This window comes from Bacillus sp. EA-CB0995 (genome assembly GCF_055814245.1).
Genome location: NZ_CP169269.1, coordinates 1,769,076 through 1,795,695 on the forward strand (window position 1 = coordinate 1,769,076; position 26,620 = coordinate 1,795,695).

Annotated in this window: 21 protein-coding genes and 2 pseudogenes; 22 read left to right on the forward strand and 1 reads right to left on the reverse strand. The window is 38.0% G+C overall.

The annotated features are described in order from the left end of the window. Positions 1-210: 210 nt before the first annotated feature. The 12 genes and pseudogenes from coaBC to spoVM all read left to right on the forward strand — a co-directional run bounded on the left by coaBC (position 211) and on the right by spoVM (position 13,110). Positions 211-1,416 (forward strand): bifunctional phosphopantothenoylcysteine decarboxylase/phosphopantothenate--cysteine ligase CoaBC, encoded by a 1,206-nt coding sequence (gene coaBC, locus ACEWFJ_RS09340; protein WP_473691773.1) that lies wholly within the window; start codon positions 211-213, stop codon positions 1,414-1,416. Then, entirely contained in the window at positions 1,413-3,818 is a 2,406-nt protein-coding gene (gene priA / locus ACEWFJ_RS09345) for a primosomal protein N' (protein WP_473691775.1), read from the forward strand. The genes coaBC and priA overlap by 4 nt, the downstream gene beginning before the upstream one ends. 11 nt (positions 3,819-3,829) lie before the next feature. After that, entirely contained in the window at positions 3,830-4,306 is a 477-nt protein-coding gene (def, locus tag ACEWFJ_RS09350) for a peptide deformylase (protein WP_473691777.1), read from the forward strand. 16 nt (positions 4,307-4,322) lie between these two features. Beyond that, positions 4,323-5,266: pseudogene (fmt, locus tag ACEWFJ_RS09355) on the forward strand (methionyl-tRNA formyltransferase). Then, a complete protein-coding gene (gene rsmB / locus ACEWFJ_RS09360; RefSeq protein ID WP_473691779.1) occupies positions 5,263-6,597 on the forward strand; it encodes a 16S rRNA (cytosine(967)-C(5))-methyltransferase RsmB in 1,335 nt (444 codons plus the stop codon). The pseudogene fmt and the gene rsmB overlap by 4 nt, the downstream one beginning before the upstream one ends. Before the next feature lie 57 nt (positions 6,598-6,654). Continuing rightward, a complete protein-coding gene (rlmN, locus tag ACEWFJ_RS09365) occupies positions 6,655-7,689 on the forward strand; it encodes a dual-specificity RNA methyltransferase RlmN (RefSeq protein ID WP_473692412.1) in 1,035 nt (344 codons plus the stop codon). Between the two features lie 4 nt (positions 7,690-7,693). Then, entirely contained in the window at positions 7,694-8,446 is a 753-nt protein-coding gene (locus ACEWFJ_RS09370) for a Stp1/IreP family PP2C-type Ser/Thr phosphatase (RefSeq protein WP_253630224.1), read from the forward strand. Between the two features lie 8 nt (positions 8,447-8,454). Beyond that, positions 8,455-10,424 (forward strand): annotated as a pseudogene (gene pknB / locus ACEWFJ_RS09375) (Stk1 family PASTA domain-containing Ser/Thr kinase). 133 nt (positions 10,425-10,557) lie between these two features. Continuing rightward, a complete protein-coding gene (gene rsgA / locus ACEWFJ_RS09380) occupies positions 10,558-11,439 on the forward strand; it encodes a ribosome small subunit-dependent GTPase A (RefSeq protein WP_473691782.1) in 882 nt (293 codons plus the stop codon). Between the two features lie 2 nt (positions 11,440-11,441). Next, on the forward strand, positions 11,442-12,086 hold the full coding sequence (gene rpe, locus ACEWFJ_RS09385; protein ID WP_429716109.1) for a ribulose-phosphate 3-epimerase: 645 nt from the start codon (positions 11,442-11,444) through the stop codon (positions 12,084-12,086). A 236-nt stretch (positions 12,087-12,322) separates the two neighbouring features. Continuing rightward, entirely contained in the window at positions 12,323-12,964 is a 642-nt protein-coding gene (locus ACEWFJ_RS09390; RefSeq protein WP_473691784.1) for a thiamine diphosphokinase, read from the forward strand. A 65-nt stretch (positions 12,965-13,029) separates the two neighbouring features. Continuing rightward, positions 13,030-13,110: a stage V sporulation protein SpoVM gene (spoVM, locus tag ACEWFJ_RS09395; RefSeq protein ID WP_098309662.1), complete on the forward strand. Its 81-nt coding sequence runs from the start codon at positions 13,030-13,032 to the stop codon at positions 13,108-13,110. Positions 13,111-13,182: 72 nt separating this feature from the next. Here spoVM and rpmB read toward each other — a convergent pair whose 3' ends face one another. Further along, positions 13,183-13,371, reverse strand: coding sequence for a 50S ribosomal protein L28 (gene rpmB, locus ACEWFJ_RS09400; protein ID WP_000124776.1), 189 nt, complete (start codon positions 13,369-13,371; stop codon positions 13,183-13,185). Between the two features lie 372 nt (positions 13,372-13,743). Between rpmB and ACEWFJ_RS09405 the strand changes: the two genes are divergently transcribed. From ACEWFJ_RS09405 to smc, 10 genes are all read left to right on the forward strand, one after another. After that, positions 13,744-14,106, forward strand: coding sequence for an Asp23/Gls24 family envelope stress response protein (locus ACEWFJ_RS09405; RefSeq protein WP_098309663.1), 363 nt, complete (start codon positions 13,744-13,746; stop codon positions 14,104-14,106). A 22-nt stretch (positions 14,107-14,128) separates the two neighbouring features. Continuing rightward, on the forward strand, positions 14,129-15,805 hold the full coding sequence (locus tag ACEWFJ_RS09410; RefSeq protein WP_473691801.1) for a DAK2 domain-containing protein: 1,677 nt from the start codon (positions 14,129-14,131) through the stop codon (positions 15,803-15,805). Between the two features lie 573 nt (positions 15,806-16,378). After that, positions 16,379-18,427 (forward strand): ATP-dependent DNA helicase RecG, encoded by a 2,049-nt coding sequence (gene recG, locus ACEWFJ_RS09415; RefSeq protein ID WP_473691803.1) that lies wholly within the window; start codon positions 16,379-16,381, stop codon positions 18,425-18,427. An 87-nt stretch (positions 18,428-18,514) separates the two neighbouring features. Beyond that, positions 18,515-19,105: a transcription factor FapR gene (gene fapR, locus ACEWFJ_RS09420; RefSeq protein WP_098309771.1), complete on the forward strand. Its 591-nt coding sequence runs from the start codon at positions 18,515-18,517 to the stop codon at positions 19,103-19,105. Beyond that, the gene (gene plsX / locus ACEWFJ_RS09425; RefSeq protein WP_473691805.1) at positions 19,102-20,094 is read left to right on the forward strand and encodes a phosphate acyltransferase PlsX; all 993 of its coding nucleotides are present in this window, start codon (positions 19,102-19,104) and stop codon (positions 20,092-20,094) included. Before fapR ends, plsX begins: the two co-directional genes overlap by 4 nt. A gap of 15 nt (positions 20,095-20,109) precedes the next feature. Then, positions 20,110-21,054 carry an ACP S-malonyltransferase gene (gene fabD / locus ACEWFJ_RS09430; RefSeq protein WP_473691807.1) on the forward strand — a complete coding sequence of 315 codons (945 nt, stop codon included), beginning with the start codon at positions 20,110-20,112 and terminating at the stop codon, positions 21,052-21,054. Continuing rightward, positions 21,054-21,797 (forward strand): 3-oxoacyl-[acyl-carrier-protein] reductase, encoded by a 744-nt coding sequence (gene fabG, locus ACEWFJ_RS09435; RefSeq protein WP_336483135.1) that lies wholly within the window; start codon positions 21,054-21,056, stop codon positions 21,795-21,797. Before fabD ends, fabG begins: the two co-directional genes overlap by 1 nt. A 154-nt stretch (positions 21,798-21,951) precedes the next feature. After that, positions 21,952-22,185: an acyl carrier protein gene (gene acpP, locus ACEWFJ_RS09440; RefSeq protein ID WP_230573469.1), complete on the forward strand. Its 234-nt coding sequence runs from the start codon at positions 21,952-21,954 to the stop codon at positions 22,183-22,185. 60 nt (positions 22,186-22,245) lie between these two features. Next, entirely contained in the window at positions 22,246-22,983 is a 738-nt protein-coding gene (gene rnc, locus ACEWFJ_RS09445; RefSeq protein WP_336483134.1) for a ribonuclease III, read from the forward strand. Positions 22,984-23,049: 66 nt separating this feature from the next. Further along, entirely contained in the window at positions 23,050-26,619 is a 3,570-nt protein-coding gene (gene smc / locus ACEWFJ_RS09450; RefSeq protein WP_473691810.1) for a chromosome segregation protein SMC, read from the forward strand. The last annotated feature ends 1 nt before the right edge of the window (position 26,620 follow it).

A 26,620-nucleotide genomic window follows, 5' to 3' on the forward strand; every position in this document is an offset into this window, starting at 1 on the left:
GGTCAGGGCCTTTTTCTGCCACATGCGAAGTGAAAACAAAGAGAGAAAGCGAGTGCAGGTTCTTCTACATAGCAGCAATCTATATGTCGAAAAATCAAAATGAATTCATATAGGATGGAGAATAACGGCAGCTTGTATTTTATGTTGTGATGGTGAATGATTTGAATTTCGAGTAGGACTAAGTTTCATAAAAGAAAGAGGACGAGACCTATGCTAAAAGGGAAAAAAATACTTTTATGTGTTACAGGAGGCATTGCTGTATTTAAAGCAGCTGCGTTAACAAGTAAATTAACACAGGCAGGTGCGCTTGTGAAAGTAATAATGAGTGAGTCGGCAATGAAGTTTGTTACACCGCTTACATTTCAAGCGCTTTCTCGCCATGATGTATATACAGATACATTCGATGAAAAAGATTCAGCAGTGATTGCTCATATTGATTTAGCAGACTGGGCTGATGTTGTTCTTGTTGCACCAGCGACAGCAAACATTATTGGTAAATTAGCAAATGGTCTTGCAGATGATATGATTTCAACGACGCTTCTTGCAACTACAACTCCAGTGTGGATTGCACCTGCCATGAATGTTCATATGTACGAAAATCCAGTTGTTCAAAAAAACATGCAAACATTAAAAGAATTAGGTTATACATTTATTGAGCCTGGTGAAGGATTTTTAGCTTGTGGATATGTTGCTAAAGGTCGATTAGAAGAACCGGAAAACATTGTAGCAATGTTAGAAGTACATTTTTCACAAGGGAAGCCACTTCAAGGAAAACGGATATTAGTGACGGCGGGACCAACGCGTGAGAAGATTGATCCAGTTCGCTTTATGACAAATTTCTCATCTGGCAAAATGGGTTATGCGCTTGCGGAAGTTGCGGCAAGTCTTGGAGCAGAAGTCATTCTTGTTTCTGGTCCAACAGCACTAACGCCACCTGCGAATGTAACAACAATACAAGTACAATCAGCGCAAGATATGTTAGATGCGGTTTTACATCATTATTCCAATATGGAAATTGTGATCAAAACAGCTGCCGTTGCAGATTATCGGCCGAAAATCGTTTATGATGAAAAAATGAAAAAGAAAAATGGCGATACGGTTATTGAACTTGAACGCACGATAGATATTCTTAAAACATTAGGTGAACGAAAAGAACATCAATTACTCATTGGTTTTGCAGCAGAAACAACAAATGTTGAAGAGTATGCAACGAAAAAATTACGTGAGAAAAATGCTGACATGATTGTTGCTAATGATGTAAAAGCAGAAGGTGCAGGGTTTGGTACGGATACAAATATTGTTACGATGTATAAACGAAATGGCGCTATGATTAAATTGCCACTGCTAACAAAGCAGGAGGTAGCTAGAGAAATTTTACTACAAGTTGAAAAAATGCTGGAAGAGGATCCCGCATGAAATTTGCAAGCGTAATTGTTGATGTTCCAGCAAGGCAAACGGATAGGCCATTCGATTATATAATTCCTAAGCGCTGGGAAGATCTTGTCCAAACAGGCATGCGAGTTGTTGTTCCATTTGGACCACGAAAATTACAAGGATTCGTTATTGACATAAAAGATACAGTAGATGTAGATGTAAATAGGTTGAAAACATTGCATGAACTGTTAGACGTAACACCTGTATTGAATGCAGAATTGTTGCAACTTGGAAATTGGCTTACGGAAGAAACACTTTGTTTCACAATTTCAGCGTTCCAAGTTATGCTGCCAGCAGCGATTAAAGCGACATATAAAAAGCAGTTGCATCTCCATCGTTCTGAAGATATAGCTGAGAATGTAAAATTTCTCTTTCAAGGAAAAGAAAGTATCGATTGGAGTGTGCTCGATGAACAACCACATTTGTACCGTGCAGTCCGAACAGAAATTGCTAAAGGAACAGTGGAAGTTGTCTATGAAGTAAAAGATAAGGCGCAAAAGAAAAAACAAAAAATGATCCAGCCTGTGTTGTCTTATGAAGAATTAGAGGAAGCGGCCTTTAACTTAAAAAGTAAAAAACAGCAAGATATATTGTATTACTTTATGGAGCATTATCGGTCCATACCGTTAAAAATAATAACGGAAGAATTGCAAATTACAGATGCTCCGATAAAATCTCTTGTGAAAAAGGGTCTGTTAGCTGAAAAATATGTGGAGATATATCGAAATCCGTATGATGACGATGCTTTTGAGCGCACAAAACCATTCCCGCTTACAGAAGAACAACAACAAGTTATTGCACCGATCTTAACTTCTATTACAAAAGAGAAACATGAGACATTTTTACTGTACGGTATAACTGGGAGCGGAAAAACGGAAGTGTATTTACAGTCAATTGAAGAAGTGTTGCGAAAAGGAAAAGAAGCTATTGTACTTGTACCGGAAATTTCGTTAACTCCCCAAATGGTTGATCGCTTTAAAGGGCGCTTTGGTTCGCAAGTTGCAGTTCTTCATAGTGCGCTATCTGTTGGGGAAAAATATGATGAATGGCGTAAAATCCTGCGAAAAGAAGTAAAAGTAGTTGTAGGGGCACGTTCAGCAATTTTTGCACCATTTGAGAATTTAGGAATCATTATTATTGATGAAGAACATGAATCAAGTTACAAACAAGAGGATAATCCGCGTTATCATGCACGTTCTGTTGCAATTTGGCGGGGAAAATATCACAATTGTCCTGTTGTACTAGGAAGTGCCACACCTACACTAGAATCGTTTGCTCGTGCAAAAAAAGGTGTATATGAGCTGCTTACAATGACAAAGCGTATGAATGAAAGGGATTTGCCGACAGTTGAGATTATTGATATGAGAGAAGAACTTCGGGAGGGAAATCGTTCTATGTTTTCTCAGCTTCTTCATGAGAAAATAGCGGATCGGTTAGAGAAAAAGGAACAAATGGTGCTCTTTTTAAACAGAAGAGGTCATTCGACATTTGTCATGTGTCGTGATTGCGGTTATGTAGTACAATGTCCGCACTGTGATATTTCACTTACATATCACAGGATGAATAATCGCTTGAAATGTCATTATTGTAGTTATGAGGAAAATTTGCCAAATGCTTGTCCTGCTTGTAATAGTTCCTATATCCGCTTCTTTGGGACAGGAACACAAAAGGTTGAAGAAGAAATTACAAAACTGTTTCCCGAAGCGCGCGTCATTCGAATGGATGTTGATACGACAAGTCGTAAAGGGATGCATGAAAAGCTCCTGAAGTCCTTTGGTGCAGGAGAGGCAGATATTTTACTTGGAACACAAATGATTGCTAAAGGTCTGGATTTTCCGAATGTGACGCTTGTAGGTGTATTAACAGCAGATACGATGCTGCATTTGCCGGATTTTAGAGCGAGCGAAAAAACATATCAGCTTTTAACGCAAGTGAGCGGCCGAGCCGGACGTCACGAACTTCCAGGTGAAGTCGTTATTCAAACGTATACACCCGAGCATTATAGTGTACAATTAGCGCAACAGCAGCAGTATGATATGTTCTTTGAACGCGAGATGTATATGAGGAAAATTCGGCAATATCCACCATATTATTATGTGGCATTAGTTACAGTATCTCATCCAGAATTATTAAAAGCAGTGCAGGTAACAGAGAAGATCGTTGGTTTTTTACGGCAACATTGTGCCCAGCAAACGGTGATTTTAGGTCCGGTTGCTTCGGCAATTCCTCGTATAAAAGATAGATATCGCTACCAATGCGTGATAAAATACAAACGGGAACCAAACTTAAAGTACGTGCTCAAAATGGTAAATGAACATTATCAGGCAGAAATGCAGAAAGACTTGCAAATCTCAATTGATTTTAATCCAACTATGTTAATGTAGCGGAGGAAAAAATGGCAACGTTAGAAATTGTAAAACATCCAAATGAAGTATTAGAAACGCCGTGTGAACGTGTTATAAATTTTGATAAAAAGTTAGTGAAGCTTTTAAAAGATATGCACGAAACAATGCTGATTGCAGATGGTGTTGGTTTAGCAGCACCACAAGTTGGCGTAAGTCTGCAAGTTGCTGTTGTAGACATTGATGATGATAACGGGAAAATTGAGTTGATTAATCCTGTTATTTTAGAACAACGTGGTGAACAAGTAGGTCCCGAAGGCTGCTTAAGTTTTCCGGGGCTTTTTGGTGATGTAACACGTGCCGAGTATATTAAAGTACGTGCCCAAAATCGCCGTGGAAAAGTATTTTTACTAGATGCAGACGGGTTTTTAGCTCGTGCAATTCAACATGAAATCGATCATTTACACGGTGTATTATTTACATCTAAAGTAACGCGATATTATGAGGAAAATGAATTAGAAGAGATGTAAAAGGAGAGTTTTTTGAATGGTGAAAGTTGTATTTATGGGTACACCGGACTTTTCAGTGCCGGTGCTTTGTCGTCTTATTGAAGATGGATATGATGTGATTGGTGTTGTGACACAGCCGGATCGTCCAGTAGGCAGAAAAAAGGTTATGACACCAACACCTGTTAAAGTGGAAGCAGAAAAACATGGTATTCCGGTGTTACAACCTTTAAAAATTCGTGAAAAAGATGAATATGAAAAGGTGTTGGCATTAGAGCCTGATTTAATTGTGACAGCTGCGTTCGGGCAAATTGTGCCAAACGAAATTTTAGAAGCACCGAAGTACGGATGTATTAATGTCCATGCTTCATTACTCCCAGAACTTCGCGGCGGTGCACCTATTCATTATTCCATCATGCAAGGAAAAGAAAAACAGGCATTACGATTATGTATATGGTTGAAAAATTAGATGCTGGTGATATTTTAACGCAAGTAGAAGTAGAAATTGAAGAACGTGAAACAACTGGTTCATTATTTGATAAATTAAGTGAGGCTGGAGCGCACTTATTATCAAAAACTGTTCCGCTGTTAATACAAGGGAAATTAGAACCAATTAAACAAAACGAGGACGAAGCAACATTTGCTTACAATATTAAACGTGAGCAAGAAAAGATTGATTGGATGAAAACAGGTGAAGAGGTTTACAATCATATTCGTGGTTTAAACCCATGGCCAGTTGCTTATACGACTTTAGCGGGGCAAGTTGTAAAAGTATGGTGGGGAGAAAAGGTTTCTGTAAAGGAGCAAGCTGAAGCAGGAACAATTATAGCAGTTGAAGAAGATGGCTTTGTTGTGGCAACAGGAAATAAAACGGCAATTAAAATTACCGAGTTGCAACCATCTGGTAAAAAGCGCATGAGCTGTTCACAATTTTTGCGTGGAACAAAGCCTGAAATTGGTACGAAGTTAGGAGTAGACGCATGAAACAAAATGTTCGTGAATTAGCTCTTGACGGTTTATTACAAGTTGAAAAAAGCGGCGCATACAGTAATTTGCTTTTGAACAATCTTATTGAAAAAAGCAACATTGATAAAAAAGATGTTGGATTGTTAACAGAAGTTGTATATGGAACAATTCAAAGACGTGATACGCTTGATTATTATTTACAGCCGTTTTTGCGAAAAAAGATTGAACTATGGGTAAAAGTGCTACTTCGCTTATCTTTATATCAAATGTTATATTTAGATCGTGTTCCAGAGCGAGCAGCAATTCATGAAGCGGTTGAAATTGCAAAACGCCGTGGTCATAAAGGAATTGCAGGGCTTGTGAACGGAGTACTCCGTTCCATTCAGCGTGAAGGCGTTCCATCATTAGATGAGATTAAAAGTTCTGAAAAGCGACTTGCAATTGCAACAAGCCATCCAGAATGGCTTGTAAAAGAATGGATAGAAGTATACGGAATTGAAACGGCACAAAAAATGTGTGAAGTAAACCAACTTCCACCAGTTCCAACCGCTCGAGTAAATGTAGCGAAAGGGTCTGTAGAAGAGGCGCTTAAAACACTAGAAACAGAAGGAATTCAAGCAAAATATGGTGATTTGTCAGAAGATGCAATTCAAATTGAAAAAGGAAATATAGCTCATACAAAAGCATTTCAAGAAGGATTGCTATCTATTCAAGATGAAAGTTCTATGCTTGTGGCTCGTGCGCTTAATCCGGAAGCGGGAGATATTATCCTTGATAGTTGCGCTGCTCCTGGCGGGAAAACAACGCATATTGCAGAACGCTTGCAAGGAACAGGGAAAGTCATTTCTCTTGATTTACATCCACACAAAGTGCGTTTAATTCAGCAGCAAGCAAACCGTCTTCAATTGGAAAATATAGAAGCGAAAACGCTCGATGCACGGAAAGTACAAGAGCATTTTGAACAAGAGAGTTTTGATAAAGTATTAGTAGATGCTCCGTGCTCTGGATTTGGTGTAATTCGCCGGAAACCAGATATTAAAATTGGAAAACAAAAAGAAGATAGTGAAAGACTTGCAAATATTCAGCTATCCATTTTAGAAAAGGTAGCTCCTTTGTTGAAAAAGGGAGGACGCCTTGTTTATAGTACGTGTACAATTGAAAAAGTAGAAAACGAACAAGTAGTAGAGCTGTTTTTACAATCACACCCTGAATTTGAATGGGATACAACAATGAAAGAACGATTGCCAAAAGCCGTGTATCCGTATGTAGTAGAAGGTGGAGTGCAAATTTTACCGCATTACTTTGCGACGGATGGATTTTATATTGCTTGTTTAAGAAAGAAGGTGTAGCATCATGGAAACAACTGTGAAAAAACAAAAAAAGAATTAGAAACAAACAAACCGTCTATTTATTCCCTGCAGCTTCATGATATGGAACAATGGTTAAAAGAACAAGGAGAACCTAAATTCCGTGCTGGTCAAATTTTTGATTGGCTTTATAAAAAACGTGTAATAACTTTTGAGGATATGTCAAACCTTTCTAAAGGATTGCGTGAAAAATTGTCGAATTCCTTTGATATTACAACTTTAAAAACATTAGTAAAGCAAACATCTTCAGATGGAACAATTAAATTCTTATTCCAACTGCATGATGGCTATTCTATTGAAACAGTATTAATGCGCCATGATTACGGAAATTCAATTTGTGTAACAACACAGGTTGGTTGCCGAATTGGCTGTACGTTTTGCGCATCAACACTTGGCGGCTTAAAACGCAATTTAGAGGCTGGTGAGATTGTTGCACAAGTTGTCGAAGTACAACGTGAGCTAGATACTACAGATGAGCGTGTAAGCTCTCTTGTTGTTATGGGAATCGGAGAACCGTTTGATAATTATGACAGCTTAATGGCGTTTTTACGTATCGTGAATCATGAAAAAGGACTTCACATTGGAGCGCGTCATATGACGGTATCAACAAGTGGAATTATCCCGAAAATTTATAAGTTTGCTGAAGAAAATATACAAATTAACTTTGCGGTTTCCTTACATGCTCCAAATACAGAACTGCGATCAAAATTAATGCCAATTAACCGGGCATACAAGCTACCAGATTTAATGGAAGCTATCAAATATTACATCGAGAAAACAGGGCGCCGTGTTTCATTTGAATATGGTTTATTTGGAGGAGAAAACGACCAAGTAGAACATGCTGTGGAATTAGCTCAGCTGTTAAAAGGTGTGAAATGTCATGTTAACTTAATTCCAGTTAACTATGTACCAGAACGCGATTATGTGAGAACACCGCGCGAACAAATTTTCTTGTTTGAAAAAACATTAAAAGATCGTGGTGTTAACGTAACGATTCGTCGTGAACAAGGTCATGATATTGATGCAGCCTGCGGTCAATTGCGTGCAAAGGAGCGCAAAGAAGAGACGAGGTGAGATAATGAAAACCGTGTTTCTATCAGATAAAGGAAAAGTTCGTCAACATAATGAAGATAGTGCAGGAGTATTTCATAATCTAGATGGAGATGTTTTAGCTGTTGTAGCAGATGGAATGGGAGGTCATCGAGCAGGCGACGTTGCCAGCTCGATGGCAATCCAACTGTTCCATGACTATTGGAAACAAACGTACAATATGGATACGCCTAAAAAAGCAGAACAATGGTTACATAATCATGCTCAAATTATTAATGAACGAGTATATAAATATTCTGGAGAACATCCAGAATGTAGTGGAATGGGAACGACAATCGTTGCTGCTATATGCACAGCTGCTTTTGTTACAATTGGCCATATTGGAGATAGCCGCTGTTATATGTTATCGGACGATTATATGTCACTTGTAACCGAAGATCATTCCCTTGTAAATGAACTCGTTCGACATGGAGAAATTTCAAAAGAAGATGCTGAATATCATCCAAGGAAAAATGTTTTACTGAGAGCGCTTGGTACGGAAGAAACCGTTATATTAGATGTGAAAACTTTAGTATTAGAAGAGGGAGATCTATTGTTACTCTGTTCTGATGGATTATCTAATAAAGTTGCAATGAGTCGTATGAAAGAGATTTTACAATCTGATGAGCTTTTACAAACAAAAAGCGAACAACTTGTGCAGCTTGCAAATGACCTTGGCGGGGAAGATAACATTACTCTTGTCATTATTGATTATGCGGATTCGGCGAACGAAAGTAGGTGAATTACAACGTGATGATTGGAAGACGCCTAAATGACCGTTACAAGCTGCTTAAAATGATTGGTGGCGGGGGAATGGCCAATGTATATTTGGCGCATGATGACATACTTGATCGCGATGTAGCTGTAAAGATGTTGCGGCTTGATTATTCAAATAACGAGGAATTTATTAAGCGTTTCCATCGAGAAGCGCAATCGGTTACAACGTTGTCGCATCCAAATATTGTTAATATGTATGATGTCGGAGAAGAAGATGGAATTTATTATCTTGTGATGGAATATGTACCTGGCCAAACGTTAAAGCAATACATACAACAGCGAGGTCTTCTTCCTGTAGGAGAAGCGCTTGATATTATGGAACAATTAACTGCTGCGATGGCCCATGCGCATCATTTTGAAATTGTTCACCGTGATATTAAGCCTCATAATATTTTAATTCGAAGTGACGGTGTTGTGAAGGTTACAGATTTTGGTATTGCAACAGCGACAAGCGCAACGACGATCACACATACAAATTCTGTTCTTGGTTCTGTTCATTATTTATCTCCTGAACAGGCAAGAGGCGGTGTTGCCAATAAGCAATCAGATATTTATTCACTTGGAATTGTGATGTTTGAACTATTAACAGGAAGGCCGCCGTTTTCCGGAGAATCTGCTGTTTCTATTGCTCTTAAACATTTGCAAAATGAAACACCATCTCCGAAAAGGTGGAATCCTGATATTCCACAAAGTGTAGAAAATATTATTTTAAAAGCAACAACGAAAGACCCATTTCATCGCTATCAATCTGCAAATGCAATGAAACGTGATATTGAAACAGCATTATATCCAGAGCGAATAAATGAACAACCTTTCCATATACCTGAAGATATGGAAGCAACAAAAGCAATTCCTATTATTCAGCAGGAGCAATTGATAAATACGAATAGTGAAGAAACAATTATTTTATCTGGAAATTCGAAAGAAGAAAAGCAGCAGAATGAACTAAAACAAGAAGAACAACAAAAAAAGAAAAGCAATCGATGGCTCAAGATTTTACTTACGACTTTCATATTTTTAGTTGTGTGTGGAATATTGGCAGTGACAGTTATTCCAGGTTTCTTTATTCCAAAAGAAGTTAAAGTGCCTGATGTATCTGATATGACATATGAAAAAGCTGTCAATACACTTGTTGATAAAGGATTCGAATTGACGGGACCGCAAGTTATATATACAGATGAAATCGAAGAAGGTAAGGTCATTAAAACAAATCCAGCTGCAGGAAGAGTTGTGAGAGAGAATACAAAAATTACGATTTTTCAATCAGGTGGAAAACAAAAGAAAAAAATGCCTAATTTAATTGGGAAAGAATATAGTCAGATAAAAGATGAATTGACTCAATATAAGGGTGTTGTTCCTTATTATATTGAAAGCGAAAAGCCGAAGGATGAAATTGTAGAACAAATTCCTGAAGCAGGACAATCTATTGTAGAGGAAGAGCAAGAAATAAAAGTGTGGATTAGTAAGGGTCCGAAACAAATTCGACTCGTTGATTTTTCTGGTTGGACAGAAAATAGTGTGAACAGCTATTTGAACGAGAAAAAGCTTGTGCCAGAAATAAGGAGAGAGTATTCAGATACAGTTGATAAAGGGCTTGTTATTTCACAATCACCAAAGCCAGATACGAATTTAAAAGAAGGGGCAAAAGTAATAATTGTTGTCTCTGAAGGACCAAAAGAAAAGCCGACGAAAACTGTAAAAGTCGACAATATTCCAATTGAGTATCAAGCACCGGCAACTGGAGAGAAAAAACCACAAACAATTGAAATATATAAAGAAGATATGCAGAATACTATGGATAAGCCGTTTGAAACGAGAACGATAACGGAGTCTACGACAATTTCTCTTGATTTTGTTATTCAAGAAGGAAAAAAGGACGTTATAAAATTGTTCGTGACGGAACGACGTTAATTGAAAAAGATGTTCTGTATCCAACAGAATAAAGTGAAACTCCCGTTAGGAATGCTTACAAATGGTGAGTTGAACGAATCTCGTTCTAAAGTTCAGTATGAATATCTATGAAAAGAAGTTGGCTTTTTATGTTCTTTAGAACAAGATAAATGAAGGAGAGAATGTATGCCAGAAGGGAAAATTATAAAAGCTTTAAGTGGATTCTACTATGTGCAGCATGAAGAGGGGGTAACGCAGTGCCGCGGACGTGGTGTATTTCGTAAACATAAAATTACACCGCTTGTTGGCGATCAAGTCGTATTCCAAGCTGAAAATCCGAGTGAAGGATACGTTCTAGAAATATTAGAGCGAAAAAATGAACTTGTGCGCCCACCGATTGCCAACGTTGATCAAGCGCTGCTTGTGTTTTCTGCAGTAGAACCAGAGTTTAATCCATTGTTATTAGACCGTTTTTTAGTTTTAATTGAGTTTCATAATATTAAACCAATTATTTGTATTAGTAAGATGGATTTAATAGATGAGAAAACACGTGAAACGATTGAAGCGTATGCGCAGGATTACATTGCAATTGGTTACGATGTGGTATTTACTTCAACGACAACTTCAGAGAGTATAGAAGTGTTAAAGCCGTTTTTACAAGGTTGTGTTTCTGTTGTAGCGGGTCAATCTGGTGTAGGGAAATCTTCTCTTTTAAACGTGCTACGTCCAGATTTAGCGTTAAAAACGAGTGGAATTTCAGCTCATTTAGGCCGGGGTAAGCATACGACAAGGCATGTGGAATTAATTGAAGTAGGGAGCGGCCTTGTTGCGGATACACCTGGGTTTAGTTCGCTGGATTTTATCGATATGGAAGTAGAAGATCTCACATATTGTTTTCCAGAGTTGAAAGAACAGAGTCAATACTGTAAGTTTAGAGGTTGTACACATCTTTCTGAACCGAAGTGTGCGGTGAAAGATGCTGTAGAAGAAGGTAGCATTACACGCTATCGTTATGAGCACTATATGCAATTCGTTGAAGAAATTAGAGAGAGAAAGCCGAGGTATTAATGATGATTAAAATTGCACCATCGATTTTATCAGCAGACTTTTCAAGATTGGGAGAAGAAATTAAAGATGTAGAAAAAGGTGGAGCAGATTACATACATGTCGATGTAATGGACGGGCATTTTGTTCCAAATATTACGATTGGTTCGTTGATTGTAGAAGCAATTCGTCCAATTACTTCTTTACCACTAGATGTCCATCTTATGATTGAAAATCCGGATCAGTACATTCCTGCTTTTGCGAAAGCGGGAGCGGATATTATTACAGTACATGTAGAAGCGTGTCCACACTTGCATCGTACGATCCAATTAATTAAGTCGCAGGGTATTAAAGCCGGTGTTGTTTTAAATCCACATACACCAGTTTCGATGATTGAGCATGTATTAGAAGATACAGATATGGTGCTACTTATGACGGTAAACCCAGGCTTTGGTGGTCAAAAGTTCATTCATTCTGTATTGCCAAAAATTAAACAAGTTGCTGATATGGTTCGTGAACGCAATTTACAAGTAGAGATTGAAGTTGATGGCGGCGTTAATGTAGAAACAGCGAAATTATGTGTAGAAGCAGGAGCGAATGTTCTCGTTGCAGGATCTGCTGTATACAATCAAAAAGATCGCGGGGCAGCAATTGCAGCTATTCGCGGATAAAGTGAAACTTCCAGCAATGGGGCCTTTCTTCATCCCCCACTGCTGGAAGTTGAACCAATCGGGCTTTTACGGGCGGTTATCTCCCACCTATCTTCTTCGCTTTTCTCTGCATCTTGAGGTGGGGGCTTACTGCCCGTTAATGCGGGATAAAAATGAATTTGTAGGTAAATTGGTTAAAGAAAAAAGGTAATCTAGCTATTGGTAGATTGCCTTTTTTCTATAGAAGGAGAGAGAACATGATTATTCATATTTTAGCTGGAGGTCCAGTAGAGTGTTGTGCAGATTTTTCAAAATACGAGAGTGAAGAGGTTGTATGGGCAGCTGTTGATCGAGGAGTATATCATTTGTTGCAGCTTGGAATAATACCACAAGTAGCTTTTGGTGATTATGATTCTGTTACAGAAGAAGAGTTAGTATGGATGCAAAAACAGAAACGAGATTTGCATATTGTGCCGAAAGAAAAGGATCAAACGGATTTGGAGATTGCAATTAATTGGGCTTTAGAGCAAGAGTCAGAACAAATTCGGATTTTTGGTGCAACAGGTGGAAGATTGGATCATAGTTTAGCCAACATTCAAATGTTACTAAAAGGTTTACAAGCAAATGTAAACATGAGCATTGTAGATTATAAAAATGAAATTTCTGTTAAAGAATCGGGTACATATACAATGGAAGAAAATTCATTATTCCCTTACATATCTTTTGTTCCTGTTACAGAAATAGTAACTGGAATTACACTTCGCGGTTTTAAATATCCTCTTACAGATAAAACGATAAAATGGGGATCGACACTTTGTATTAGTAATGAACTCGTTGCGGAAAAAGGTACTTTTTCATTTACTTCTGGCATATTAATGGTGATAAGAAGCACTGATTGAAGAACTACTTTTGTTGCTACGTCATATAGTAAACAAGTGGAGTAATGGGGATTAGGAGGGAAACCATGAGATTTTATACAATTAAGTTGCCGAAATTTCTTGGTGGAATTGTTCGCGCGGTGTTAAATACCTTTAAAAAGGAATAAAAAAGCACCTGTTACCGGTGCTTTTTTCATGAGGATAATAAAAAAAGAGCCAATAGGCTCTCTTTTTTATTATTAAACACGTTCGATTTTGCCAGATTTTAATGCTCTAGCAGAAACGTAAACACGTTGAACTTTACCGTCAATGCGTACGCGAACTTTTTGAAGGTTAGCGCCCCATTTACGTTTTGTAGCGTTCATTGCGTGAGAACGAGAGTTACCAGAACGAGCTTTTCTTCCAGTAATAGCACAAACACGAGCCATCTATATTTCCCTCCCTTAACTACCGTAACTTACGTAATTTTCAATGTTAGTCTTTTATGCGATGCTAAAAACACTACTATAATTTAACACAACTAAAAAGAGAATGCAACAGTGTATAAGAAAGAAATCAAGAAAAATTACTTGACACTACAAGTAAGAAAAGCGGAAATCAAGAAAAATCACTTGACATATCATAGGGGTATGTGTTGTATAATAACAATGGACTATTTTGCTCATCATAAAAAGAAGTGCTATATTATTCTATAAGTACGAGAGCGAAAGTAAAGAACGTTGGAATTTTTTTGAAAAGATTATATGATAGTAATTAAAGTAGTCTAGCTCACTTTCACCATTTCTAAAGGGGGAAAAGAGATGTCAATTGAAATCAAAACAAAGTACGGTCAAATTGATATTAGTACAGAAGTAATTGCAACAATTGCTGGGGGCGCTGCAGTAGATTGCTACGGCATCGTTGGTATGGCATCAAAAAATCAATTAAAAGATGGATTAACAGAAATCTTACGAAAAGAAAATTTCACAAGAGGCGTTATTGTTCGTAAAGAGAACGATGAAGTACATATTGACATGTATATTATCGTGAGCTATGGTACAAAAATTTCAGAGGTAGCACACAATGTTCAAACGAAAGTGAAGTATACATTAGATCAAACAGTAGGACTAGCTGTAGATTCTGTAAACATCTACGTACAAGGAGTTAAAGTAACAAACTTGTAATGTGCATTAAGGAGGAAAATCTGTGTCAATTCAAAAAATTGATGGGAAGCGTTTAGCCCAAATGATTCTGCAAGGGGCAAATAATTTAACAAATAACGTCAAGCTAGTTGATGCTTTAAACGTTTTTCCAGTTCCAGATGGCGATACCGGTACAAACATGAATTTATCGATGACTTCAGGAGCGCGAGAAGTAAAGAAAAATCCTTCTGAGCATGCTGGGAAAGTCGGAGTGAGCCTAGCGAAAGGATTATTAATGGGAGCACGCGGGAATTCTGGCGTAATTTTATCTCAACTTTTCCGTGGTTTCTCAAAATCTATTGAGCAAAAGGAAATGTTAACAACAGTTGACTTTGCTGATGCTTTAGAAGCTGGTGTAGGAACTGCATATAAAGCAGTTATGAAACCGATTGAAGGAACGATTTTAACTGTTGCAAGAGAAACGAGTGAATATGCAGTCACAGTTGCGAAAAAACAACGCGACTTTGTTTTGTTTATGGAAGAAGTTGTGAAAGAGGCGAACGCATCTTTAAATCGTACGCCGGATTTATTACCTGTATTAAAGCAAGTTGGTGTTGTAGATAGCGGTGGTAAAGGCCTTGTTGTTGTGTATGAAGGATTTTTAGCTGATTTAAAAGGTGAAACAATTACTTCTGATGAGCCAGTGCAACCATCTATGAATGAAATGGTACGTGCAGAACATCACCGTAGTGTACAAAGCCAATTGAGTACAGAAGATATCACATATGGCTACTGTACAGAATTTATGGTCAAGCTAGACGAAGAGAAGATGAAAGAACAGAACTTCTCTGAGCAAAAATTCCGTGAAGATATTAGTGCATATGGTGATTCATTGCTGGTTGTAGCTGATGATGAAATCGTGAAAATTCACATTCATGCAGAGCATCCTGGAGATGCAATGAACTACGGACAACGTTATGGTAGCTTAATTAATATTAAAGTAGAAAATATGCGTGAACAACATACGGCTTTGTTAGATGAGCCTGCAATGATGCATGAAGAAGCGAAACAACCTGCAGAAAAGCAGACTTATGGAATTGTAACGGTGGCCATGGGGTCTGGTATTAAAGAATTGTTTGAAAGTATCGGTGCGACGGTAGTTATTGAAGGCGGTCAAACGATGAACCCAAGTACAGAGGATATTGTAAAAGCGATTGAAGAAGCTAATGCAGAAAAAATTATTATTTTACCGAACAACGGTAATATTGTAATGGCTGCAGAACAAGCTGCTTCTATAGTGAACCAAGAAGTAATCGTTGTTCGTTCGAAAACAGTTCCGCAAGGTATGGCGGCGATGCTTGCTTTCAATCCAGCAGGAATGCTTGAAGAAAATGAAGTGAATATGAACGAAGCGCTTGCTCATGTGAAGACAGGTCAAATTACGTATGCGGTTCGTGATACAGAGATTGATGGCGTGACAATTCACAAAGATGATTTTATGTGCATTGCAGACGGGAAAATTGTATCAACAGATACAGAAAAATTGAACGCTGCGAAAAAGCTGTTAGAAAATATGCTTGATGAAGATGCAGAAATCTTAACGATTTTACAAGGCGAGGATGCATCGGAAGAAGAAGTAGCTGCATTAGTAGCATTTGTAGCAGAAAACTTTGAAGATGTAGAGGTAGAAGTTCATAATGGAAATCAACCTATATATTCTTTCATTTTTTCTGTAGAATAAGGTGAAACTTCATCCCTGTTGATGGTTAGTTCCACCAATCTAGATTTGCAGGTAGCGTATCTTTATTGAAAAATGGGATTACTCTCTGTATTAGGGTGAGACAATATAAATGATGAGAGGGCCTTACTAACTAATACAGTGAGGCTCTCTTTCTTATTTATCCCGCTATTCGCGGGCAGTAAGACCCCCACCTCAAGATTGAGAGAGAAGCAAAGAAGATAGGTGGGGGATAACTGCTCATAAAAGCCCGATTGGTTCAACTAACCATCAGTGGGGGATGAAGAACCTCCCACTGATGGAAGTTTCACTTTATAATAAGTGTTGTTATTAAGAAAATGGTAGGAAAATAGAAACAGCTATTTAGATGAAATTTGAATTGGTATATATGAGTACATAAAGGTGAAACGACTACTACGCTCTACTAATGCTATGGTAGAATAGGAGAGGTAGCGACTGCATATTCGATATGAAAATAGGGATATGTAATTATATATGATATAACGTGTGAAGAAAGAAAATATGTGTTGGTGTATGTGAATGGTTAGGAATAAGATTTGACGGGGCGTGAAGATCTTGAGTGAAGTTGTGCAAGTTCCTATTACGGATGTGAAAGGGATTGGAGAAGAAACGGCTGTATTATTAAATGAGATGGGGATTTTTACGGTTTCTCATTTGTTAGAACATTTTCCGTATCGTTACGAAGACTATGCAATGAAAGATTTAGCTGAAGTTAAGCATGAAGAACGTGTAACGGTGGAAGGGAAAGTACATAGTGCCCCTCTTTTGCAGTATTATGGAAAAAAGAAATCACGTCTCACTGTTCGTGTTCTCGTTGGGCGTTATTTAATTACAGCGGTATGCTTTAACAGACCGTACTATAAGCAAAAATTAAATATTGATGAAACAGTCACAATAACTGGAAAGTGGGATCAACATCGTCAAACGATTTCAGTGTCTGAACTTCACTTTGGACCAGTTGTTCGTCAGCAAGAAGTAGAACCGGTATATTCAGTTAAAGGAAAATTGACGGTAAAACAGATGCGTCGTTTTATTGCACAAGCTTTTAAAGAATATGGTTCTTTTGTGAAAGAAGTACTGCCAGATGGGCTGTTGTCCCGCTACAAATTATTATCTCGTTATGAGGCGCTGTATGCCCTGCATTTTCCTAGCGGACAAGAAGATATGAAACAGGCGCGCCGTCGTTTTGTATATGAAGAATTTTTCTTGTTTCAATTAAAGATGCAGGCACTTCGCAAAATGGAACGAGAAAGCTCAAAGGGTGTAACAAAAAGTGTCTCTCTTGAGCAGTTAGAAGAGTTTATAGAAGCGCTGCCCTTTCCGTTAACAAATGCGCAGTATCGCGTTGTTTCGGAAATTATGAAAGATTTGCAGTCGCCGTATCGAATGAATCGCTTATTACAAGGGGATGTAGGTTCTGGGAAAACGATAGTTGCCGCAATTGCTTTATATGCTGCGAAATTAGCTGGATATCAAGGGGCATTAATGGTACCGACAGAAATTTTAGCGGAGCAGCATTATCAATCACTCGTATCTATATTTTCTTATTTTAATATGAACATTGAGTTATTAACAAGCTCTGTAAAGGGAGCGCGTCGCCGTGAAGTATTAGCTAGGCTAGAACAAGGAGAAATTGATATTCTCGTTGGAACGCATGCTCTAATTCAAGATGAAGTTATATTTCACAGACTTGGGCTCGTTATTACGGATGAACAACATCGTTTTGGTGTAGCGCAGCGCCGCGTTTTAAGAGAAAAAGGTGAAAGTCCAGATGTTTTATTTATGACAGCGACACCAATTCCTCGTACATTAGCAATTACTGCGTTTGGTGAAATGGATGTATCAATCATTGATGAGATGCCAGCAGGTCGTAAAGTGATTGAAACGTACTGGGCGAAACACGATATGTTTGAACGTGTTCTTGGATTTGTCGAGAAAGAAGTGAACAAAGGACGACAAGCATATGTCATTTGTCCGTTAATTGAAGAATCAGAGAAACTAGACGTACAAAATGCAATTGATTTGCATAGTATGCTGACCCATCATTATCAAGGGAAATTTCAAGTTGGATTGATGCATGGGCGCCTTTCTTCTCAGGAGAAAGACGAAGTAATGCAACAATTTAGCGAAAATAAAGTGCAAATTCTCATTTCGACAACAGTTGTAGAAGTTGGTGTGAACGTGCCGAATGCAACAATGATGGTTATATATGATGCAGAACGTTTTGGATTATCGCAACTTCACCAACTTCGTGGTCGTGTGGGGCGTGGAAGTGAACAATCTTACTGTATTTTAATTGCTGATCCGAAATCGGAAACGGGAAAAGAGCGCATGCGCATTATGACAGAGACAAATGACGGCTTTGTGTTATCAGAAAAAGATTTGGAGCTGCGTGGTCCTGGAGATTTCTTTGGAAGTAAGCAAAGTGGTTTACCTGAATTTAAAGTAGCTGATATGGTACATGATTATCGAGCATTAGAAACTGCTAGGCAGGATGCTGCTTTACTTGTTGATTCAACTGCATTTTGGCAAAGTGAGCAGTATGAAATGCTACGGAAATATTTAGAGAAATCAGGTGTTTTTCAAGGAGAAAAGCTGGATTAAAGCGGAAGAAACAAAAAAATGTTGCATTCTGTATTTAATGCTTATATACTACTGTTAGTACCTAGTCATAAAAATGGATGGTGCGGAATGAAAAAAAGAAGGAAAAAAGAAAGACAAGAGTTGTTACAACAAACAATAGAAGCAAATCCGTTTATTACGGATGAGGAATTGGCTGAACAATTTCAAGTGAGTATTCAAACGATTCGTCTCGATCGTATGGAACTTTCAATTCCGGAATTGCGAGAACGAATTAAACATGTGGCAACGAAACAACATGAAGAAGATGTAAAATCCTTGCCCCTTGATGAAGTGGTAGGAGAAATTATTGATATAGAATTAGATAGACATGCGATTTCGATTTTTGAAGTGAAAGAGGAACATGTCTTTAAACGTAATCAAATTGCTCGTGGGCATCACTTATTTGCGCAAGCGAACTCATTAGCTGTTGCGGTTATTGATGAAGAACTAGCTTTAACTGCGAAGTCTACCATTCGATATATTCGTCCTGTAAAATTAGGAGAGCGTGTTGTTGCAAAAGCGCGTGTTGAAGATGTGGAGAATGATAAAGGACGGACGGTTGTCAAAGTGCAAAGTTTTGTTGGAGATGAACTTGTTTTTAAAGGCACTTTTGAAATGTATCGGTCTAGTAATTATAGTGAGGAAGGTAACAACTTATGAGAATCGCAATAGATGCAATGGGTGGCGATCATGCGCCGAAATCTGCCGTACTTGGAGCAATGAAAGCAACTAAACAATACGCAGACTTACATATTACATTAGTTGGAAAAGAAGACGAAATTCGTAAGTATTTAACAAGTGAAGAACGTATTACTGTACTGCATACAGATGAAGTAATTGAAGGAACGGATGAGCCGGTACGAGCGGTACGTCGCAAAAAACAAGCTTCGATGGTACTTGCTGCGCAGCAAGTAAAAGAAGGTGCAGCTGATGCTTGTATTTCCGCAGGGAATACGGGGGCTCTTATGGCAGCTGGATTATTTGTAATTGGACGTATAGAAGGGATTGAGCGCCCAGCTCTTTCGCCTACTATGCCAACAGTAGACGGTAATGGCTTTGTTATGTTAGATGTTGGAGCAAACGTCGATGCAAAAGCAATTCATTTATACCAATATGCTGTAATGGGATCTGTATATGCAGAGAAAGTGAGAGGAATTGCTAATCCTCGCGTAGGTCTTTTAAATGTTGGAACTGAGGATGGAAAAGGAAACGAGCTTTCTAAGCAAGTTTTTGCAATGCTAAAAGATGCACCGATTAACTTTGTTGGAAATGTAGAATCACGAGACTTATTACAAGGTGTAGCTGATGTGGTTGTTTGTGATGGATTTACCGGAAATGTTGCCCTTAAAACATTAGAGGGTACTGCACTTGCATTATTCTCGATGCTAAAAGAGCAATTAATGAGTTCGTTTACAAGTAAACTAGCGGCGGCGGTATTAAAACCAAAGCTTATGGTGTTAAAAGATAAAATGGATTATTCAGAGTATGGAGGAGCTGCTTTATTTGGATTGAAAGCTCCTGTCATCAAAGCGCATGGTTCTTCCAATGACCAATCGATTTTTAGCGCGATTCGTCAAACTAGAGAAATGGTAGCGAAGGAAGTTATTCCTACTATTACGAGTGTAATAGAGGAGGAGCCGCTTCAATAATGAGGAGGATTTGAAATGGGAAAACTAGCATTTCTTTTTCCAGGACAAGGTTCACAGGCAGTTGGAATGGGAAAACAATTAGCAGAAAGTCATGAAGAGGTTGCGAAAGTATTTCATCAGGCTGATGAAATTTTAAAAGATTCTCTTTCATCACTTATTTTTGAGGGACCTCAAGAAACGTTGACGTTAACAACAAATGCACAACCAGCATTGTTAACGACAAGTATTGCAATTTTAAAGGCATTGGAGCAATATGAGATTAAACCTGACTATGTTGCAGGACATAGTTTAGGTGAGTATAGTGCACTAGTAGCAGCGGGTGCTATGTCATTTGAAGATGGTGTATACGCTGTAAGAAAACGCGGTGAGTACATGGAAGAAGCTGTGCCGAATGGCGAAGGTGCAATGGCAGCTATTCTGGGAGCGGATCCGGATATGTTAAAGCAGGTGACTGAAGAGGTGACGCAGGAAGGATATGCTGTTCAAGTTGCGAATATGAACAGCACGAAGCAAATTGTCATTTCTGGTACAAAGCAAGGTGTGGAATTGGCTTCAGAAAGAGCGAAAGAAAATGGTGCAAAACGTGCAATTCCACTGCGCGTTAGCGGTCCGTTTCATTCATCGCTTATGAAACCAGCGGCTGAGAAGTTTCGCGGTGTACTAAATGAAATTTTAATTCACGATGTGAAGATTCCCGTTGTTGCAAATGTAACAGCAGATTGCATTACTCGTAAAGAGGACATTCAAGAAAAATTAATTGAACAACTTTATTCCCCTGTATTATGGTACCCATCTATTGAACGAATGGTAGAGCTTGGTGTGGATACATTTATTGAAATTGGACCTGGGAAAGTTTTAGCTGGTCTTATGAAATCAATCGCTCCGTCTGCGAAAGTATATGCGATATATGATGAGGAGACGATGAAGGATACCATTTCAAAACTGAGAGGAGAAGGCTAATGTTATTAAAAGATAAAGTTGCATTAGTAACGGGAGCATCTCGCGGAATCGGCCGTGCAATTGCACTAGATTTAGCAAAACAAGGTGCGAAAGTAGTTGTAAACTACGCAGGAAACGAATTAAAAGCAAATGAAGTTGTAGATGAGATTAAAAAATTAGGTTCAGAAGCAATTGCAGTTAAAGCAAATGTTGCTAGTAGCGAAGAAGTGACTGATATGGTAAAACAAACTGTTGATACATTTGGTCAAATTGATATTCTTGTAAATAACGCTGGTATTACAAAAGACAATTTATTAATGCGCATGAAAGAAGAAGAATGGGATGCTGTTATTAATACAAACTTAAAAGGTGTCTTTTTATGTACAAAAGCTGTATCTCGCTATATGATGCGTCAACGCCACGGTCGTATTATTAATATCGCTTCTGTTGTCGGTGTTACTGGAAATCCAGGACAAGCAAACTACGTTGCAGCAAAAGCAGGTGTAATTGGATTAACAAAAACTTCAGCAAAAGAGCTAGCAAGTCGTAATATTACAGTAAATGCAATTGCTCCTGGATTTATCGTAACAGATATGACAGATGTATTGGCGGAAGATGTGAAGAATGAAATGTTAAAACTAATCCCAATTGCAAAATTTGGAGAAGCAGAAGATATTTCAAATGCGGTTGCATTTTTAGCATCAGATGCGAGCCGTTATATCACTGGGCAAACACTTCATGTTGACGGCGGCATGGTGATGTAAAAGGAAAAACTACAGAAATAAGTTGATTTCATCTAGCTTTTCTGTACAATATTAAATATAATGGCTTGAGAAGATCGAAAAAATAGTGATCTAATTTATAGATAAATTTAAAAAAGTAATTGTTTGTCAATACTTTTAAAGGAGGTGAATGAATATGGCAGACGTTTTAGAGCGTGTAACGAAAATTATCGTAGATCGTCTAGGAGTAGACGAAACAGAGGTAACAACAGCTGCAAACTTTAAAGAAGATTTAGGTGCTGATTCTCTAGATGTAGTAGAACTTGTAATGCAACTAGAAGATGAGTTTGAAATGGAAATTTCTGATGAGGACGCAGAAAAAATTGCTACTGTTGGCGATGCTGTGACTTACATAGAGAGTCATCTATAATGCTTGATGAAGTCCCGTTTATATACGGGGCTTTCTCAGCATATATATCTGGAGGGACCTATGCCGTACAGAAAGTATAGAGATAAGAAGTATGAAGCGAAATATCGCGAGGCTTTTAAAAAGTTTCAAGCGAAAATAGGTATTACATTTACAAATGAAAAATTGTTGATACAAGCATTTACGCATTCATCGTATGTGAATGAGCATCGGAAAAAGCCACATGAAGATAATGAGCGTCTTGAATTTCTTGGTGATGCGGTATTAGAACTGACGGTTTCGCAATATTTGTTTCAAAAATATCCGACAATGAGCGAGGGAGAATTAACAAAACTTCGCGCGGCTATTGTATGTGAACCTTCTCTCGTTCGTTTTGCGAATGAGCTGGCATTTGGTAATCTTGTCCTTTTAGGAAAAGGGGAAGAAATGACAGGAGGTCGCGAACGTCCAGCGTTATTAGCGGATGTCTTTGAAGCGTTTATTGGTGCACTTTACTTGGACCAAGGTTTAGACAAGGTATGGGGATTTTTAAAAACAGTTGTTTATCCGAAAATTAATGAAGGTGCTTTTTCTCATGTGATGGATTTTAAGAGTCAACTACAAGAATTAATTCAGCGTGATGGTAGCGGTAATATAGAATATCAAATTTTGCAAGAAAAAGGACCAGCCCATAATCGAGAGTTTGTATCGCGTGTTACATTAAACGGCGAAGTATTAGGGCTTGGAAGTGGAAAGTCTAAGAAAGAGGCAGAACAGCATGCTGCCCAAGAAGCGTTAGAAAAATTAAAAGAGCATTCATAGAGAATCTATAGAGAATCCCCCTTATACTTAGGGGGATTCCTTGTGCATAAAGGGGGAAGGCCTTTCGTGTTTTTAAAACGGTTAGAGATAGCAGGATTTAAATCTTTTGCAGAACGTGTATCGATTGACTTTGTACCAGGTGTAACGTCTGTAGTAGGTCCAAATGGAAGCGGAAAAAGTAACATTACAGATGCCATTCGTTGGGTACTTGGTGAACAATCCGTAAAGTCGCTGCGCGGTGCGAAAATGGAAGATATTATTTTTTCGGGTAGTGATACACGTAAAGCGTTGAATGTTGCTGAGGTAACATTAACATTAAATAATGAGGATCAGCGTCTGCCGATTGAATATAACGAAGTAAGTGTAACAAGACGAGTATATCGTTCAGGAGATAGTGATTTTCTTATTAATAAACAACCTTGTCGTTTAAAAGATATTGTAGATTTATTCATGGACTCAGGTATGGGACGTGAAGCATTTTCTATTATCAGTCAGGGAAAAGTAGAAGAGATTTTAAGTAGTAAAGCGGAAGATCGCCGTAGTATTTTTGAAGAAGCAGCTGGTGTACTGAAATATAAAATCCGTAAAAAGAAAGCGGAAGGAAAATTAGCGGAGACGCAAGATAATTTAAATCGTGTAGAAGATATTATTCATGAATTGAGTGATCAAGTTGAACCTCTCGAAAGACAAGCTTCTATTGCAAAAGACTATCTTGAGAAAAAAGAAGAATTAGAAAAAGTTGAAGCGGCATTAATTGTGTATGAAATTGAAGAGTTACATGAAAAATGGGAAGCGCTTCGCGAGCAATTTAAACATAACAAAGATGAAGAAGTGAAATTATCAGCACATCTTCAAAAAAATGAAGCGGATTTAGAAGAAGTGCGTGGAAATGTACAAGCCATTGATGAATCTGTTCAATCTTTGCAAGAGGTTCTTCTTCTTTCTAGTAAAGAACTTGAAAAATTAGAAGGACAACGCGAGTTGCTGAAAGAAAGAAAGCACAATGCAACAACACATTGTGCACAGTTAGAAGCACTCATTCATGAATTAACAGATAAAGTTTCTGTATATGAAGGCAGTGTTGCGCAAGGAACAGACGAATTAATGAAATTAGCAAATCATGTGAAAGAGTTAGAACAGAAACTGCATGATAATGAAAGATTGTTGTCTACATATGTACAAAATTTAGATGAGCAAATTGAGTATTTAAAAGGTGATTATATTGAACTTTTAAATCAACAGGCAAGTTATCGAAATGAACTTTCTATGTTAGAGGAACAATTTAAACAAAGAGATTTCAAAAACCAGCGCCTTGACGAAGAAAATGGAAAATATGTGCAGATGGGCATAGAAATTGCACAGAAAAAATCAACGTTCGTTGAAAAATATGAACATATAAAAGAGCAAATTACAAATCTGCTGTCAAATATGAAGCAAACGGACATTGCACTTGGAAAATGTAAAGAACAATATAGTGAAAATGAGAGCAAATTGTATCAAGCATATCAATACGTTCAGCAAGCGCGTTCTCGTAAAGAAATGCTTGAAGAAATGCAAGAGGATTATTCAGGATTTTATCAAGGAGTCCGTGAAGTATTAAAGGCACGTGATAGCCAGTTGCATGGTATTGAAGGTGCAGTTGCAGAACTTCTTACTGTACCGAAAAAGTACGAAGTGGCAATGGAAATTGCGCTTGGAGCAGCAATGCAGCATGTTGTTGTACAAACAGAAGAACATGCGCGCCGAGCAATTGCATTTTTAAAGCAAAATCGTCATGGACGTGCGACCTTTTTACCGCAAAGTGTAATTAAAGGGAGAGCACTTAGGACAGAGCAGCTTCGGATTGTAAACCAGCACTCATCATTTATAGGAGTAGCTTCAGAGCTTGTGCAGTACAATAATAAATATGAAAATGTTATTACAAATTTATTAGGTACTGTAATTGTCGCTCATGATTTAAAAGGAGCGAATGAATTAGCAAAGCAGCTACAATATCGTTATCGTATTGTTACATTAGAAGGCGACCTTGTAAATCCAGGGGGTTCAATGACGGGTGGTGCTGTGAAGCAAACGAATTCATCTTTATTAGGACGTCAACGTGAGTTAGAAGAGTGGAACGAAAAGTTGACAGATATGGAAGAAAAGACGGCGAAGCTAGAAAACTATGTCAAAGAGCTAAAACAAGAAATACAAGAAAAAGAAGTGCAGATGAAAGAACTTCGACAAAGCGTCGATGAAAAGCGTGTAGATGAACAAACATGTAAAGAAGAGATTAATCAGTTAGAACTAGAAGAGCATCGCATTAATGAACGCTTATCTATTTATGATTTAGAGCTAGAAGGATTTTTGCAAGATCAAGTGAAGATACAAGGGCGGAAAACAGAGCTAGAAAAAACGCTTACAGAGCTGCAAGAAAAAATTATGCAGCTTGATACAACAATTAAAGAATTAACAAAGCAAAAGAGTGAGCAACATTCTTCGAAAGAAAAAGTGCAGATAGAAATTACGGAGTTAAAAGTGCAAGTAGCTGAAAAGCAACAACGATTATCAAATCAAAAAGAGACAGTAGACCGCCTCACAAAAGAACAAGATGAGACGAAAAAGAATCTTATAAAGACAAAAGAAGATTTAGCATTCTTGAAACAAGAAATGACATCGAATTCCAGTGGTGAAGAGCAAATTACAAGTATGATTCAAAAGAAAACCCACGATCGAAATCAAACTGTTGAATTAATTAGCTCACGCCGTGAACAACGTCTTGATTTACAAGGGCGACTAGAATATTTAGATTTAGAAGTAAAAGAAGCGAAACGTCAGCATAAATATTTGCTTGATGTATTAAAAGATGAAGAAGTAAAAATAAATCGTTTAGACGTGGAGCTAGAAAATCGCTTGCAGCACTTACAAGAAACGTATACCATTTCTTTTGAAGCGGCGAAACAAAAGTATACGATGACAATGTCTGGTGATGAAGCTCGTAAAAAAGTGAAATTAATTAAATTATCCATTGAAGAACTTGGGACAGTAAACTTAGGTTCAATTGATGAATACGAGCGCGTATCTGAGCGTCATACGTTCTTATTAGAGCAGCGTGATGATTTGGAAGAGGCGAAAACAACACTGCATCAAGTAATTGACGAGATGGATGAGGAAATGAAAAAACGCTTTTCTTATACATTCCAAGCAATTCGTACAGAATTCCAGTTTGTGTTTAGTGAATTATTTGGCGGAGGGCGCGCGGATTTAGTTATGACAAACCCGCAAGATTTATTAAATACAGGAATTGATATTGTTGCACAGCCACCAGGAAAGAAATTGCAAAATTTAGGTCTTCTTTCTGGAGGAGAACGAGCATTAACAGCAATTGCATTGCTGTTTAGTATTTTAAAAGTTCGTCCTGTACCGTTTTGTGTACTTGATGAGGTTGAAGCAGCGCTGGATGAAGCGAACGTTGCTCGTTTTGCGCAGTACTTGAGAAAGTTTAGTGATGAAACACAATTTATAGTTATTACACACCGAAAAGGAACAATGGAAGAATCAGATGTACTATATGGTGTAACGATGCAGGAATCTGGCGTTTCCAAGCTTGTATCCGTTCGTTTAGATGACGGAGCAGAAGTTGTGACAAGTGAATAGA